Origin of the sequence: Pseudomonas sp. NPDC087639 (assembly GCF_044743385.1) — a bacterium.
Classification (GTDB): Bacteria; Pseudomonadota; Gammaproteobacteria; order Pseudomonadales; family Pseudomonadaceae; genus Aquipseudomonas.
On the sequence record NZ_JBIUWI010000056.1, the window covers coordinates 21,760 to 36,279 of the forward strand.

At 60.5% G+C, this 14,520-nt stretch carries 14 protein-coding genes; 9 read left to right on the forward strand and 5 right to left on the reverse strand.

Annotation, left to right across the window (positions count from 1 at the left end):
* A partial coding sequence (gene tssC, locus ACIOVB_RS20900; protein ID WP_401270962.1) for a type VI secretion system contractile sheath large subunit occupies nucleotides 1-1,217 on the reverse strand: 1,217 nt, incomplete at its 3' end.
* A gap of 30 nt (nucleotides 1,218-1,247) precedes the next feature.
* On the reverse strand, nucleotides 1,248-1,790 hold the full coding sequence (gene tssB / locus ACIOVB_RS20905) for a type VI secretion system contractile sheath small subunit (RefSeq protein ID WP_249486702.1): 543 nt from the start codon (nucleotides 1,788-1,790) through the stop codon (nucleotides 1,248-1,250).
* A gap of 227 nt (nucleotides 1,791-2,017) precedes the next feature.
* Between tssB and ACIOVB_RS20910 the strand changes: the two genes are divergently transcribed.
* Genes ACIOVB_RS20910 through tssA form a run of 5 tightly spaced genes read left to right on the forward strand, consistent with a single transcriptional unit; the run spans nucleotide 2,018 to nucleotide 9,522 of the window.
* Nucleotides 2,018-2,464 carry a type VI secretion protein gene (locus tag ACIOVB_RS20910; protein WP_401270964.1) on the forward strand — a complete coding sequence of 149 codons (447 nt, stop codon included), beginning with the start codon at nucleotides 2,018-2,020 and terminating at the stop codon, nucleotides 2,462-2,464.
* A gap of 46 nt (nucleotides 2,465-2,510) precedes the next feature.
* Nucleotides 2,511-3,842, forward strand: a complete 1,332-nt coding sequence (gene tssK / locus ACIOVB_RS20915; protein WP_401270965.1) for a type VI secretion system baseplate subunit TssK — start codon at nucleotides 2,511-2,513, stop codon at nucleotides 3,840-3,842.
* 18 nt (nucleotides 3,843-3,860) lie between these two features.
* Nucleotides 3,861-4,625, forward strand: coding sequence for a DotU/TssL family secretion system protein (locus tag ACIOVB_RS20920; protein WP_401270968.1), 765 nt, complete (start codon nucleotides 3,861-3,863; stop codon nucleotides 4,623-4,625).
* Nucleotides 4,622-8,443: a type VI secretion system protein gene (locus ACIOVB_RS20925; protein WP_401270970.1), complete on the forward strand. Its 3,822-nt coding sequence runs from the start codon at nucleotides 4,622-4,624 to the stop codon at nucleotides 8,441-8,443. The genes ACIOVB_RS20920 and ACIOVB_RS20925 overlap by 4 nt, the downstream gene beginning before the upstream one ends.
* The gene (gene tssA, locus ACIOVB_RS20930) at nucleotides 8,440-9,522 is read left to right on the forward strand and encodes a type VI secretion system protein TssA (RefSeq protein ID WP_401270971.1); all 1,083 of its coding nucleotides are present in this window, start codon (nucleotides 8,440-8,442) and stop codon (nucleotides 9,520-9,522) included. Before ACIOVB_RS20925 ends, tssA begins: the two co-directional genes overlap by 4 nt.
* Here the strand turns inward: tssA and ACIOVB_RS20935 are convergent.
* Nucleotides 9,519-10,487 (reverse strand): 2-hydroxyacid dehydrogenase, encoded by a 969-nt coding sequence (locus tag ACIOVB_RS20935; RefSeq protein WP_187680246.1) that lies wholly within the window; start codon nucleotides 10,485-10,487, stop codon nucleotides 9,519-9,521. The two genes, tssA and ACIOVB_RS20935, sit on opposite strands and share 4 nt — an antisense overlap.
* 172 nt (nucleotides 10,488-10,659) lie before the next feature.
* Entirely contained in the window at nucleotides 10,660-11,043 is a 384-nt protein-coding gene (locus ACIOVB_RS20940; RefSeq protein WP_401270974.1) for a tautomerase family protein, read from the reverse strand.
* Nucleotides 11,044-11,654: 611 nt separating this feature from the next.
* On the opposite strand from ACIOVB_RS20940, the gene ACIOVB_RS20945 reads away from it, so the two are divergent.
* The 4 genes from ACIOVB_RS20945 (at nucleotide 11,655) to ACIOVB_RS20960 (ending at nucleotide 14,140) form a co-directional block, all read left to right on the forward strand.
* Nucleotides 11,655-12,020: a DUF6124 family protein gene (locus ACIOVB_RS20945; protein WP_401270976.1), complete on the forward strand. Its 366-nt coding sequence runs from the start codon at nucleotides 11,655-11,657 to the stop codon at nucleotides 12,018-12,020.
* Nucleotides 12,021-12,210: 190 nt separating this feature from the next.
* Nucleotides 12,211-12,405 carry a hypothetical protein gene (locus tag ACIOVB_RS20950; protein ID WP_187680249.1) on the forward strand — a complete coding sequence of 65 codons (195 nt, stop codon included), beginning with the start codon at nucleotides 12,211-12,213 and terminating at the stop codon, nucleotides 12,403-12,405.
* A 22-nt stretch (nucleotides 12,406-12,427) separates the two neighbouring features.
* The gene (locus ACIOVB_RS20955; RefSeq protein ID WP_187680250.1) at nucleotides 12,428-12,610 is read left to right on the forward strand and encodes a hypothetical protein; all 183 of its coding nucleotides are present in this window, start codon (nucleotides 12,428-12,430) and stop codon (nucleotides 12,608-12,610) included.
* Between the two features lie 249 nt (nucleotides 12,611-12,859).
* Nucleotides 12,860-14,140 carry an HAAAP family serine/threonine permease gene (locus ACIOVB_RS20960; RefSeq protein WP_401270979.1) on the forward strand — a complete coding sequence of 427 codons (1,281 nt, stop codon included), beginning with the start codon at nucleotides 12,860-12,862 and terminating at the stop codon, nucleotides 14,138-14,140.
* Nucleotides 14,141-14,354: 214 nt separating this feature from the next.
* Here the strand turns inward: ACIOVB_RS20960 and ACIOVB_RS20965 are convergent.
* The coding region (locus tag ACIOVB_RS20965) for a hypothetical protein (protein ID WP_401270982.1) at nucleotides 14,355-14,520 on the reverse strand (166 nt) is incomplete at its 5' end.

Consider the following 14,520-nt stretch of genomic DNA (forward strand, 5'->3'; position numbering starts at 1 on the left):
TCGCGCATGATCACCTTCAGGTAATGGGCGAAACGCGAGGCGGCGAGCACGTACGGCAACATCGCCGAGATCCGCGCGTTGGCGTTGGCCTCGTTGGTGTTGTAGACCTTGGATTTGTTGGTGGTCTGGCCGCCGAAGAACACCGCAACGTCGCTGTTTTTCTTGTGGCACAGGGCGATGAAACCGAGGTCGTTGAGCTCTTTTTCACGGCGGTCGGTGATCGCCACTTCGGTCGGGCATTTGAGCGACAAGTCGCCGGAGCTGGTGCGGAAGGTATGTGCCGGCAGGCCTTCGACCGCGCCGCCGCCTTCAGCGCCTCGGATCGCCGCGCACCAGCCGTACTTGGCGAATGCTTCGGTAATGCGCTGCGACAGTGCCCACGCGGCGTTGCCCCACAGGTATTTGCTGTGGTCGGTGCCGTTGACGTCCTCGACGTAGTTGATGCCTTCCACCGGCGACGTGTCCGGGCCGTAAGGCAGGCGCAGGAGGAAATGCGGCAGCACCAGCGACACATAGCGCGAATCTTCACTCTCGCGGAACGAGCGCCACTTGATCAGCTCCTGGCTCTCGAAGACTTTCGACAGGTCACGCGGTACGGCCAGTTCAGTGAAGCTGTTCATGTCGAACAGCCGTGGGCTGGCGGCGGCAATGAACGGCGCGTGGGCCGCGGCGGCGACGTTCGACAGTTTCTCCAGCAGGCCGATGTCCTGCGGGTGCCGACCGAACGTGTAGTCACCCACCAGCAGACTGAACGGATGGCCACCGAAGGTGCCGTATTCCTCTTCGTAGATCTTCTTGAACAGCGCGCTCTGGTCAAATTCGACGGCTTTTTCCAGGTCGTTTTGCAGCTCTTTCTGCGTGACATTGAGCAGACGCAGTTTCAGCCGGGTGCTGGTCTCGGTGTTTTGCACCAGCAGATGCAGGCCACGCCACGAGGCTTCGAGTTTTTGCAGGTCGGGGTGGTGCAGCACTTCGTTGAGCTGGGCGCTGATCAGCTCGTCGATCTGGCTGATTCGGTCGTTGATCATCGCCACGGTGTCCTTGTCGATGGCCATGCCTTCGTCAAGCACCTGAGTGGCAAATTCCGCGAGCATGTCGCGGGCGTAATCCTGCTGACTGTCATCGTGGGCCATGCGGCCGTCGAGGATGATCTGGTCGAGCAGTGAAAGTGTCTCGGTTGTACTGTCGCTGGCTTGATTCTTGGCGGCGGCGGGCATGACGAATTCTCCCCTCGGTTAATTGGACAATCAGGCTTGCGGTTCGGCCGGGGCCTCGGCATCAGCTGCCGGGGTAGCGGTGTCTGGGCGAGCCGATTTGATTTCCTGCAAGCCTTCGGTGTTGGCGATCACGTCGCGCAACAGCTTGTCCAGGTCATCGTTGCCGTCGAGTTTGGTCAGCAGGTCACGCAGGCGCTGACGGGCCTCGAACAGACGACGCAGCGGTGTGACTTGCTCCACCACCTTGACCGGGTCGAAGTCATCGATGTGTTTGAAATTGAGTTCGATGTTGAGCTTGCTGTCGTCGCCACTGAGGGTGTTGTTGACCTGCAGCGTTGCGCGCGGGGCGATGGAGGCGAGCACCTCGTTGAAATTGTCTCGGTCGATTTCGGTAAAACGCCGTTCAGTCAGTTTTGCCAATGGCTCAAGCGGCTTGCCGGAAAGGTCGGCGAGGATCCCGACCACCAGCGGCAATTCCTTTTTCTCGATGGCGTTGCCGATTTCGACGTCGTAAGTGATTTGCACTCGGGGCGGGCGGACCCGGTCGAGCTTGTGCTGAGTACTTTCTGCCATGACGGCGGACTCCGATGCGATGGGCGGGGGCAATGCATCGGGGAGGCCCGTTCATCGCTTTCCCTTGCTGGACCGTAGGTTAGAAAGGGAGGCAGATGACCTGTCGTTCCTTTGACAAACCTTCTTGATTCGGCTGTAGGAACCGAACTACCCAAGACGCTAGAACAGGTCTATAAAAAAGCAAGCAAAAACATTTTTCGACAGACTCGAGAAAAGGAAAATTCATTTTGTCTGGACGACTTTTTCTAACGTTGGCGTTTGCGCTGCTGGCGGGCTGCACCTTCTTCGGGCCGAAGGTGGGCCTCGACAGCCTGACCCTCGACGTCGCCCCCAAAGCGAATGACGACACGCCGATTGCCGTGGACTTCATTGCCGTCAACGACCCTGACCTGCTCAAGCAACTGTCCGGCATCAGCGCCAGCCAGTGGTTCGCCGGGCGCGAGCAGTACCAGCGCGACTATCGTCAGTTGATGAGCGTGTGGGGACTGGAGCTGGTGCCGGGGCAATTCATCGACCGCCAACCCTTCCCGCTGGAGGGCAAGAAGGCTGCTGGACTTTTGGTCTTCGCCAGCTATAACACACCCGGAGCACACCGATTACGCCTCGATGATCAGCGCGAGGCATGGCTGAAATTCGACAGTCGCGAGATGAATCTGGTCAGCCGGGAAAACTGAAAAACACCGCTCGCCGCCGGCTTGCGGCAGGGTCGAAAGGAGTCGTATGAGTCTGCTACCTGACGCGGTTTGCTGGCACGAAGGCATGCAATTGCTGCCGCAGCATTTTCAGTTGCAGGGGCTGCGCGCCGAAGCGCTCGGCGCGCATCTGGCGCAAGCCTGCAATCCGTGGTTCTGGGGCGTCAGTCATATGGAGTTCGACCCTTCGGCGCTGAGCGCCGGGGTGGTGCGGGTGTTGTCGTTGCAAGGGACGATGCCCGACGGCTTGCCGGTGGATTTGCAGGCCGGTGTCGGGCCGACGCTGGAACTGGACGTCAGCGCGGCGATCGACACCACCGACGATGCCACCGTCACCGTGTTTCTGGCGATCAGCCCGATGTGGCGCGCCGGGCAACTGCTGCCGCTCAAGGGGCGGATGCAATCAGTGGTCGGCGACGCCTTACCCGATCTCACCAGCGGCGAATTCCCCGAATCGATCACCGTATGGCGACCCAATCCTCGCCTGTGTACGCAACTGAACAAGGCCGACTCGATCTGCCTGCCGCTGCTGAAAATCCGCAAGGAGGGCGGCGGCTTTCTGCCGTTGTCCTATACACCGCCGACACCGATCCTGTTGCCGGAATCCGCACTCGCTCGGCGCATCGCCGGGCTCTGCGCGCGGGCGCGGGAGAAGTGCCTGTTTCTCGGCGGCCGCTTGCGTCAGGCGCAACAGGCCGGCAACCAGGACGATGCGCTGGAAATCCGCCGTCAGTTGACCGCGTTGTGGGCGCGTCTGCCGGAAGTCGAAGGCACGCTGAACAGCCGCATCGCTCATCCGCAAACCCTGTATGTGCAATTGCTCGGCATGGCCGGGGCGTGGGCGGCGCTCGATCCGCTGGCCGGTGTGCCGGCCTTTGCACCGCTGGATTTCCTTGAGTTGCAGCGCGGCTATGACGCGGTATTGCAATGGCTGGAAACCACCCTCGAACTGATCCGTGCCGGCTATCACAGCCTGCCGTTCGAACGCAGCGAACAGAGCTTTTCGATCCAGTTGCCGGACGAGCAGCCGAGCCAGCGTCTGGTCATCGGCCTGCGCATGCCCAACGGTGCCAGCGAGCAAGCCGCGCTTGACTGGCTGCGCGGCGCGATCATCGCTTCGGCGCCGCACATTGCCTTGCTCAGTCGTCAGCGCATGAGCGGTTTGACGCACCAGGCCATGAGCCGCAGCGAGCAGGTGGCCTACAGCGTCGGCGATGACACGCGACTGTTTGTGGTTACCGCCGAAGGCGCGTGGTTCGACGCGCAACTGCCGTTGATGATCGCCGCGCCTGCTGCGAAGCTGACCAGCAGTCCGTGGCAAGTGGTGCTGTTTGTCGCCCAGAACAGTGAAAGTGCCTGATCACACAAGGAACGCCGTATGTCGCAAGGAAGTGCCGCAAGCCTGGGGTTGCAGGACGCACCGTTGAGCAGCGCGTTCCGCCAGACATGGCAGCAATGGCAACAGGACTGGGTGCAATTGCCCAAGGACAGCGAGGACGAAGCGGCGCTGGTCGAGACTGTGGTCGAGCTGTCCACCCAGGCTTCACAACGCTTATGGCGCACCGCGTATTCGCGGGTCGGTGACTCGGCAACCGAACAGGTGAAGGCATTGGTTTATGCGTTCGTTGCACTGGTCGACGAAACCCTGCTGTTCACGCCGTGGCCGGGGCAGGGCGCCTGGCAGGATAAGCCGCTGGAGTCGCGCCTGTACTCCAGCCGTCAGGCCGGAGAGCAACTGCCGGCAGCGATTCAAACCCTTCTCGACGAACAACAACCGACCACCCGCGATCTGGCCAACGTGTATTTGCAGTGCCTGATTCTCGGTTTCCACGGCCGTCTGCGCGGTGAACACAGCCAGGCGCAACTGGAAAAATGGCGTCTGGCGCTGTTCAACTTCGCCTGGCAAGACGAAGCCACCTATGCCGACGTCAGCCGCCGGTTGGTACAACCCTCGCTGGCCACACCGTTGCAGTTGCCGGTACGCACCGCGCTGCCGGATGGCTTTCGCCTGACCCTGGGCATTCTCGCCATGGTGTTGCTGTTGACTGCACTCGGGCATTGGTTGTGGCGTGACATCGGCCAGGAGCTGGCGCCGTTACTGCAAAGCGGTGAGGTGCAGAGTGCGCCGGAGCAAGACTCATGAGCCCGCTGACGATCGTTGCGTGGGGCGTCGCGTTGCTGTTGTTGCTGGTGATCATCGGCGTGGCGGTGTGGTGGTTGCGCACCCAGAGCGGCGCGGCGATCCGCAGTTTCTATGCGTCCGTGCGCCATATGGAACGCGACCAGGGCAACCTCGACCGCTATCAACTGCCATGGCTGCTGATGCTCGGCGACGAAGTGCAGGGCACACAACTGGTAACGGAGTGGCGCCTGCAGCCGACAGACAAGCCGGCGTGGTTCGGGCGCTGGTGGTCAGACCCCGAAGGCGCAGTACTGGTGGTGCCGCAGGCCTTGTTTCTGCCGGATGACGGCATGCATTTACAGCGTGGCAGTTGGTGGCGGCTGTTGGGCCTGATCCTGCGGCTACGCAGCAAACGGCCGCTGGACGCGGTGATTTGGACTGTACCGGCCAGTCGGCTGAGCAATCTTGAGCAAGCAACACAGTTGGGGCTGGCCGCTCGCCGGCGCTTCATCGACCTGCTGCAACGCTTCGGGCTGAGCGTACCGGTGTACGTGATTGTCACCGGTCTTGAGGAGTTGCCGGGGTTTCAGGAACTGATCAGCGCCTTGCCGGAAGAGGCCAGCGAAGCCACGTTGGGCTGGTCGTCACCCTATGCGCGCGATGCCGTCTGGCAGGGCCAGTGGAGCGATCAGGCACTGGATCGCCTGCATAGGGCTGTGGCTGAGGCGGTGATCGAAATCGGCACCTTGTCCGGGCAGCTGAGTGCGGATTTATATGCCTTGCCGGATCGCCTGGAGACCTTGCGCCGCGGTTTGCAGAACGTGCTGGAGCCGGTGTTTCAGGGCAATGCGCAAGGTGAAGCGCCGTGTTTTCGTGGCGTGTATTTCACCGCCAACGTGGCCGGTGAAGAGGCGCAGGACGGTTTTGCCGTGGACGACAGCGGCTTGCAGCGCAGCGCGTTTGCCCGGCAGTTGTGGCGCCAGCGCCTGGTTGGCGAGCGAGGTCTGGCGCACAGCGTGCCGCGGCTGTTGCGTCTACGCCAGCGCTGGCAACGGCTGACCGCGGGGATCGCGCTGGTGGTGGGGGTGGTCTGGGCGGTGGCGATGCTGTGGGTCTGGCAGGCATCGGTCAAGGATGCCCACGAACTGGCGCGGCAGATGCAGGGCGCACAAAAAGGCTACGTGGCGATCAGCGATGAGGCGCAGCGGATCGACTCGACCCGGCGCAACGTGCAGACCTTCTGGCGGGTACTGGAACGCGCCCCGCACTGGAACTATGCCTCGCTGGTTTTCCCGACGTCGTGGTTTTCCTCGCTCGACAACCAACTCGAGCAGGAAGTTTTGCAGTCCACTCAGCGCCATATGGTGGTGCCGTTGCATGACCTGCTGAGCGCGGAGCTGGCGCAGATCAAGGCGATCCGCAGCACCGACCGGCGCAGCAGTGTCGAAAGCGACGACCCGGCGCAGTGGCAGAACTATCTGAAAGCGACCGATCTGGTGGATCGGGCGCTGCGTCTGGAGCAGCAGAACCAATTGTTCAATCAGGTGCAAAACAATCAGCGCACCCCGCTGGACGATTTGGTGCAACTGAGCAACAACGCGCTGTCGCTGAACCTCAACACCGGCACCTTGCCCTATGCGGCTTACTACAATCGGCTGCTGGTGGCAGGGGAAGACGGCAGTTTGCAGGCGCTCGACCTGAGCGTCGACCGGCCACTGATCGTCAGTCATTTTTCCGGATTGATGCAGCGCTGGCTGGATCAGTATTTTCTCGCCGACAACTTTGTCAGCAAGGCCGGTTATCTGAAGTTGCACCTGGATCAACTGGAGGCCGGCAGTGGCAACAGCCTGCGCGATCTTGAAGACCTGACCGCGCTGGTCGACGATCTGCAAGCGGCGATTGCCCTGACCAATGCGACGTGGAGCCGTGGCAAGGGGCAGGAATTGGTGCCGGGTTATGGTGATTTCCTCGCCAAAGTGGGCAAGAGCACATTGCTGGGCGCGCAAGTCCAACAAGACCTCGACACGCAGGCGTCACGCTTGCAGCAGAGTTTCCGCGATCAATGGATCGCCCAGATCGGCTCGCGGGACAACCTGCTGGTGCAGCAAGCCAGCGGGCAACTGGCCTTGCAAGATCAAGTGCTGAAGCTCGATAGCGCAATACAGGCGCTGTTCAAACGTGACTTCGTTTCGGCCGCCCTGCGTGCCAGCGAAGACAACGTCAATATGCAAGGTCAGACCGTGGACGGCGATGACCTCAATGAATCGCTGAAGTATTTCGCCGATTACAACAGCTACATCGCCGAAGAACTGCCACGCATTCCGCCGGACTATCGTGTTGCGGTGCTTAAAGCCGCCGAGCGTGCCGCGGCCCAGGTGATGTGGTTGAGCCTCAAGGATCACAACGATCAGACGCATCCTTACGCCGTGTTCAACGTTCAGGCCGAGCAAGCCATGGACTTGCAGAAGGCCTTCGTCGAGGTGCATCGCCCGGACCTCGCCACGCGCCTGCAAGCGGCCCTCAATCGCCGTGCCATGGCGCAGATTGTTGGTGGCCTGGATGAAATCACCGCGCAACCGCTGTTCGGCGGGCGTGCCGAAATCAGCCAGTGGGACGGTTCGAAAAACCTCGGCCTGGAACTGTTCGGCGCCAGCGATGTGCAGGATCTGAAGCTGAGCCTCAAGCAGCAGTTCAACACCATGCTCGGCATCACTGAACGACGGACGTCATCGTTGCAGTGGCTGATGACGCAGCAGCCCAATCTGTCGGCGCTGGATTATGAACGCGTGACGCAGTTCAGTGCGCTCAACGACGAACTGCGCAAATACAAAGAGGCCAACCCGGCCAGTTCGCCAGCGCAGATCGAGCAACTGGTCAGCCGCGATTTCATCGAAATGGACGTCAATTCCTGCCTGCAAATGTTGCAGACCGCCAACCTTGCCGGCGGACGCGGCACGTTGGCGATGCGCGCGGTGGAGTTGCAACAGGAAGCCATGCAGCGTTGCCAGATGCTGCAAGTGCAACAGGCCGCTGCGGCGTGGAATGAACTGGCCAATTACTTCAATCAATATCTGGCGGATCGCTTTCCGTTTGCCAACGGCGTGCAGATGCAGGATGCCGACCCGGCGCGGGTTGAGTATTTTCTGCAGTTGATCGACAAACGTCTGCCGGTCGCTCAGGCCGGTCTGGCCACCAACCAGACTCCGGAACGCCTGGCGGCAGCGGATTTTCTCAACCGCCTGAAGCAGGCCAGCACCTGGTTGACGCCGCTGTTCGTGCGCGACAAGAGCGGCATCCTCGGGGTCGAGCTGGACGTGCGCTGGCGCACTGATCGAGATGATGAACAGGGCGCCGATCAGGTGATTGCCTGGGGCTTGCTCGCTGGCAATCAGCAGATCAGCTATCCGGCAGCCGAGCAACCGAACCTGCGCTGGATGGTCGGCCAACCCATCCGCCTGACCCTGCGTTGGGCGCGCAACGGCAAGGAGCGTCCGGTCAATGATCCATTGCAACCGAATCTGGTGGTGCGTGATCTGGAGGCCGGTTGGGAGTACGGCGGGCCGTGGTCGTTGCTGCGCCTGATGCGCGCGCATTTCTCGGTGCAGCGTCAGCCGAACGTGGATTACACCGATTTCCCGCTGACATTGCGTTTGCCCGTGACCGGCTCGCCCGACAGTGTCACCAGCGACTTCACACGAATGTTCGTGCGCCTGTCGCTGATGAGCCAAGGCTCAAAGCTGCCGCTGTCGATAGCACCATTGCCGACTCGCGCGCCGCGTTCGCCGTTTCAGGTGACCGGCAGTACAGCCGCGCTTGAATCGCAGAAGGAGGACTTGTGAGCCTGCCATCGACTACGTTGCCGGACTTGATTGACCAGTTGCTCACGCCAATCAGCGCGGACGCGCCTTGCGGCGTCGATTTGCGTTATGAACGCGAGTTCGACCAATTGCGCGACCTGCGTCGTGAAGACGACGCCAGCCTGCCGACCGGCGTCTGGCAATCGACGCTCAAGCGCGCGAACTGGCCGGACGTCGAGAAGCTGACCACGACTTTGTTGCTGGAACGCAGTAAGGATCTGATGCTCAGCGCCTGGCTCGGCGAGGCGTGGCTGCACCTGCAAGCGCTGGACGGCTTGCCCGGCAGTCTGGCGCTGGTCGCCGGTTTGTGTGAGCGCTTTCCCGAGCACCTGCACCCGCAGGCCGAGGATGGCGACCAGTCGTGGCGGGTGATTCCGCTGGAATGGCTGGTGCGCCGATACAGTGAAATATTGCTCACTCGGGTGCCGTTGTTCGGCAGCCGCAACAGCGATTTCGAGGCCTACACCCTGGAAGTCTGGCGGCGCTTGCAGGTACAGCAGGTGCAGGCCAACGACAGCAAGAACGCCAAGACCTCGGCGGAAACGGCGCGCAATGAACAGAAGAAACTCAACGAGCAGATCCGCGCCACGCCACTGGCCTTCTGGCTGCGCACTCAGGGCAATCTGCTGCTGAGCCTGCAACACCTGCAACGGCTCGACACCTGGAGCGATGCCTTTCTGGGGGCTCAGGCGCCGGGATTGCGCCCCCTGCAGGACACCATTCAGGCGTTGCTGAAACTGGTCCAGGAGTTTATCGCCATGCACCCACAACAACCGGCACCGCCACCCCCTCTGGTCGAAGCACCCGTTGCCGTCGCGCAACCGGAGGAAACTGCGCCGGTGGCCTTGGCCTTTCGTGAACCGGCCAATCGCGAAGAGGCGTACCGCCAACTGCTGCTGATCGCCGAATACCTGGCGCGCACCGAACCCCACAGCCCGGTGCCGTACCTGATCCGGCGCGGGGTCGAGTGGGGCAACAAACCGCTGAGCGAATTGCTCGGTGAGCTGATCAGCGCCGACGCTGAGTCGCGGCGCTTGTGGACGTTGCTCGGCGTACTTTAGTGCACGCGCTGGCTGCTGAGTTTTGGCGGTAACTGGATCGGCGTGAGCACCGGTTGCCCGGAGAAGAACGCCACCAGGTTTTTCCCTACCAGCTCCACCGTGCCTTGCGTGGCTTCCGGCGAGAGACCGGCAACGTGGGGCGTGAGCAGCACATTGCTCAGGGCTTTCAGCGCCTGCGGCACTTGCGGCTCATGGTCGAAGACATCCAGCGCCGCACCGGCAATGCGCCGCTGCTCAAGCGCAGTTATCAGATCCGCCGTGGCAATCACACTGGCCCGGGCGATGTTGACGATGAAACCTGTCGGGCCGAGCGCATCAAGCACCGCACGGGTCACTAAATGCTGAGTGCCGATTCCGCCCGGCGTGGCGACGATCAGGAAGTCCGAGGCCCGCGCCAGTTCCGTCGGTGTCGAGCAGAACGCGTAGGGCACGTCATTGCGCACTTGGCGGCTGTGATAACTGATCTCCATATCGAAACCGAGGTTGGCGCGTTTGGCTATCGCCAGCCCTACCGCACCCAGCCCGAGAATGCCAAGGCGCTTATTGGCCAGCGACGGACGCATGATCTTCGGCCATTCGCCCCGACGCACAGCGGCATCGCAGTGCGGAATATCCCGAACCAGCGCCAAGAGCATGGCCATCGCATGGTCAGCCACCGACGAGGCGTTGACCCCGGCGCCGTTGGTCACAGTAATTCCCCGGTCGCTGGCGGCTTGCAGGTCGACATGTTCGTAACCGGCGCCAATCACCGTGATGATTTTCAGTGAGGGCAGGGCGGCGATTTCGTCGGCGGTCAGGCCCAGCGGGCCACGGGTCAGCACCGCGTCAATGCGCGGGCCATGGGTGGCGATGGCTTGCGCGCGTTCGGCAGGCGTGGGGGCGAGGATCAGGTGAAAGCCCTGATGCTCGAGAATCGGCAGGTAATCATTGATGGTTTCAACGAGTACCAGAACGGTTGCGGGCATTGCGCGGCTCCTGTGATCGTTGTTGGTTCGGTCGCGAAAGTCGTTGCAGAGTGCTGATTCCAGAGCGGTTTGGCAATGGCCGGACGTTGCTCCGTTCCAGCAGTGTAGGAGCTGTCGCGGGGAGCGCGCGGGCGCTTCGTCAGAAGGCTTTCGTGAAGCTTGGCTCAGCAGATCACGTGACGTACTGCGCGATGCCATTGCCGAACGACCAGTTCTCTTTCTTCACTTCCACCAGATTGATGAACACGTCCTCCAGGCGCACCGCCAGTTGCGTGTGCAAGCTTTCGGCGATGGTTTTGAACAGTAGTTGTTTCTTCTCCACGGTGCGCCCTTCGCTGATGGTGATCTGAATGAACACCACGCCGTCAGTGCGCGGGATGCCGAGGTATTGCGGGTCGTAGATCAAGTGCTGACTGTCGTGTTCGGCGAGGATCTGGAAATGGTCGTGCTCTGGCACATCAATCGAACTGCGCAGGGCGGCGTAGATGAGTTCGCCGACGCGCTTGGCGAAGGTGGGGTCGGGGTTTTTTCTGATGTCGACGCGTACGAGGGGCATGGGATGACACTCCGCAGGGCAGGGGACTCATTCACGCTAGACCATTTGGGGCCGATTTGAAGTATCCGGTGCCTGGGCGGACGTCATCGCTGGCAAGCCAGCTCCCACAGGGATTCGTGATTTGGCCACGATTGCGTGAACAGTGCATAACCCTGTGGGGGCGGGCTTGCCCGCGAAGAGGCCGGCAGCCTTCACAAAGCACAACTTTTTTACAGCAATCTGTCAGGCGATTCGTCATGTCCTTGGGTTGATAAACGCAATTTGATGCGTTTGTTTAAAGACACTCGAAGTTACGTGCCAATGCCCACAAATTCTTGCGCCGTTGCCTACGCGTACGCCAGAATCCGCCGGCTTGTGCGCCTGGAGGGCGGTCGGTAACTTGGTCTGCATCACTGATTTCCAGTGATCGGGCTTAGCGGCCCGATATGCATCCCCGGTTGTACACAAGTCCTATCAAGTCAGACTTTTGTCTGCGCTCGATGGTGGCTGTGCGCATGGCATCTTCGGATGCGCCGGGTTTGGGATGCTTACCGGTCCGCTAACTTGCGCACAGCTGCCACCCTTTTGCTTAGCGGCGGAACGGTTGCAGCCCTTACAAGAGGGAAGCACCCATGTTCAAGGTAACGCCAAACCCGCCGATCTTCGATCCGGCATCCCCCTACGAATCCCCCAACTCCAGGAAATTCCACGAAGCCGCCGAGCGCGCCCTCGACCATTACCTGGCCCCTTCAGCCGCCGAGATCATGGCCGCGCCCTACGTCCCCAATCGCCTGTACATGGCCAACCCGGCCGCCAGTAACGAAGCCTTGCTGGCCGACGCCAGCGAAACCCTCGGCTCGGCCAACGTCACGCTCAACAACTTTGCCGCTCTGCTCGAAGGTACGCATCGCCAAACGGCGCTGGGCATTGCGCAGAACGTGATGCTGGCTGAGCTGGCGGTCAATCAAGTGCTCGATAAATGGGTGCCGGAGCAGTAGACCCAAACGGTGGCGGGGCGTGTAGCTCCGCCACTGTTGCTATGGCGGCTTTGTATGAGGCTGCCTACTCGACTCCCGGATTTTGCCTACAAATCCGCCGGATTCGTCCGCTATCAGGCACGGGATGAATAGGAAATCATGAGGGTACAAATTAGTCCCGGCAGTCATTGCCAACAGCCAAGGAAGGCGCATGCTTCAGAACGATCGGGAAAATCTGGAACTCGAAAGGCTTCAAAATGAAATTCGTAAACTCGTTGTTGAGAGACTCAAGCTCATGGCGGAGGAAGGCAAATTAAAGCGAGAAAAATTCTGGTATCCAGTCGCGGTAGGCACTGGGGGGCTGACCGCGCTTGCTGCTGTATTAACTCTTTTGATCAAGTTTTAAGTTAACCCGGAAAAGAATAATCATGACCCTAGAAGAACGTGTTGCCAGAATTGAACGTCTGTATCAGGAGGGCGCCGAACTTGCTGAAGAAGCGCAAGACCTCTCACCAGCGGAAATCCGCTCAGAGTTATTCAGGTTCAGCATGGGGGCGCTATTTGCCTTGGTAGTGCTCATCATTGGGACGATAGTTCTCCGTTCGCTTTGAAACGTCCTCGGCAAGTTCGGCGCAAGACATGTTAAAAAACGACGCCGAACATACCTGAAGCCGACAGCAATTTCCCCAAAAACGACACCCCTCTGATCTGCTCCGCACAACCATTCCTCAGCTAAGTCTTTGCTTCTGCTCATTTATCGCGGAGAATCGCGCCCCTGTTTCGGCCGGAGCATGTCTGTCGGTTTTTTCCGACGCGTCCTGACCGAGTGGCAAGTGACCGGAATGCGGAGATCCGACCGGATGAATGATCAGGCCAAAAGCGTCGACCAACGCTTTGATGCAGCAGCACCCGCTGAACTTTCGAGCTGGAATCGCCAGGACACCACCTGGATGTTGGGACTGTTTGGGACGGCCATCGGCGCCGGCACCCTGTATTTGCCAATCAACGCAGGGTTGGGTGGCTTCTGGCCGCTGGTGATCCTCACGTTGCTGGCGTTCCCGATGACGTTCTTCGCACACCGTGGTCTGACCCGCTTCGTGCTCTCCGGTCGCGAAGGCGCCGACATCACGGATGTCGTCGAGGAACATTTCGGCATCAAGGCCGGTGCACTGATAACGCTGCTGTACTTCTTCGCCATCTTCCCGATCCTGCTGATCTACAGCGTGGGCCTGACCAACACGGTCGCCAGTTTCCTTGAACATCAACTGCACATCACGCCGCCCCCACGGGCGATTTTGTCGTTTGTGCTGATCCTCGGTCTGCTGGCGGTGGTGCGTTGCGGCGAGCAGGCGATCGTCAAGGCGATGAGCCTGATGGTCTATCCGTTCATCGTCGCGCTGTTGTTTCTGGCGGTTTACCTGATCCCACACTGGAATGGCGGCATCCTCGCCACCGCTTCGCAAGTGCCACCACCGTCGGCGTTGCTGCACACGCTGTGGCTGGCGATTCCGGTGATGGTGTTCTCCTTCAACCACTCACCTATCATCTCGGCGTTTGCGGTGGATCAGAAGCGTCGTTATGGCGAAAACGCTGACCAGCGCAGCTCTCAGATTTTGTGCCGCGCCCACCTGCTGATGGTGGTGATGGTGCTGTTCTTCGTGTTCAGTTGCGTGCTGACCCTGTCGCCGGAGCAACTGGCGCAAGCGAAGGATCAGAACCTGTCGATCCTGTCGTACCTGGCCAACCACTTCAGCAACCCGACCATCGCGTTTGCGGCGCCGTTGATTGCTTTCGTGGCGATCTCCAAGTCGTTCCTCGGTCACTACATCGGTGCCAGCGAAGGTCTCAAAGGCCTGATCATCAAGAGTGGCAAGCGTCCGGGCGCCAAGGCGCTGGACCGCATGGTGGCGGCGTTCATGCTGGTAATCTGCTGGATCGTCGCAACTCTTGACCCAAGCATCCTGGGCATGATCGAGACCGTCGGTGGCCCAGTGATCGCAGCGATTCTGTTCCTGATGCCGATGTACGCGATTCGCAAAATACCGGCGATGGCCCGTTATCGTGGCCAGGCGTCGAACGTGTTTGTCACCGCTGTTGGTCTGGTGGCTATCTCGGCGCTGGTTTACAAGCTGTCGCTGTAAAGCAAGATCAAGAGATCGCAGTAACAAAAGCCGCTGTACACGATGTGTGCAGCGGCTTTTTTTCGTCTGTCTGGCGCCCATCAGAGGTGTCGCCTGACATGCCGCCATCGCTGGCTTGCCAGCGATGAGGTCGGGACAGGCTCTGACTATTCAGCAGGCATAAAAAAACGCCGCTCATCTCACGATGGGCGGCGTTCTTTATTGCGTTGTAGCGTTAGGCTTGAACGACCGGAATGTTGGCGTTCGCAGCAGCTTCACGGAACTCGGCGATCTGGTCGAAGGACAGGTAGCGGTAGATATCGGCCGCCATGCTGTCGATCTTGCCAGCGTATTCCATGTACTCCTCGACGGTCGGCAGGCGACCCAGGATCGAAGCAACG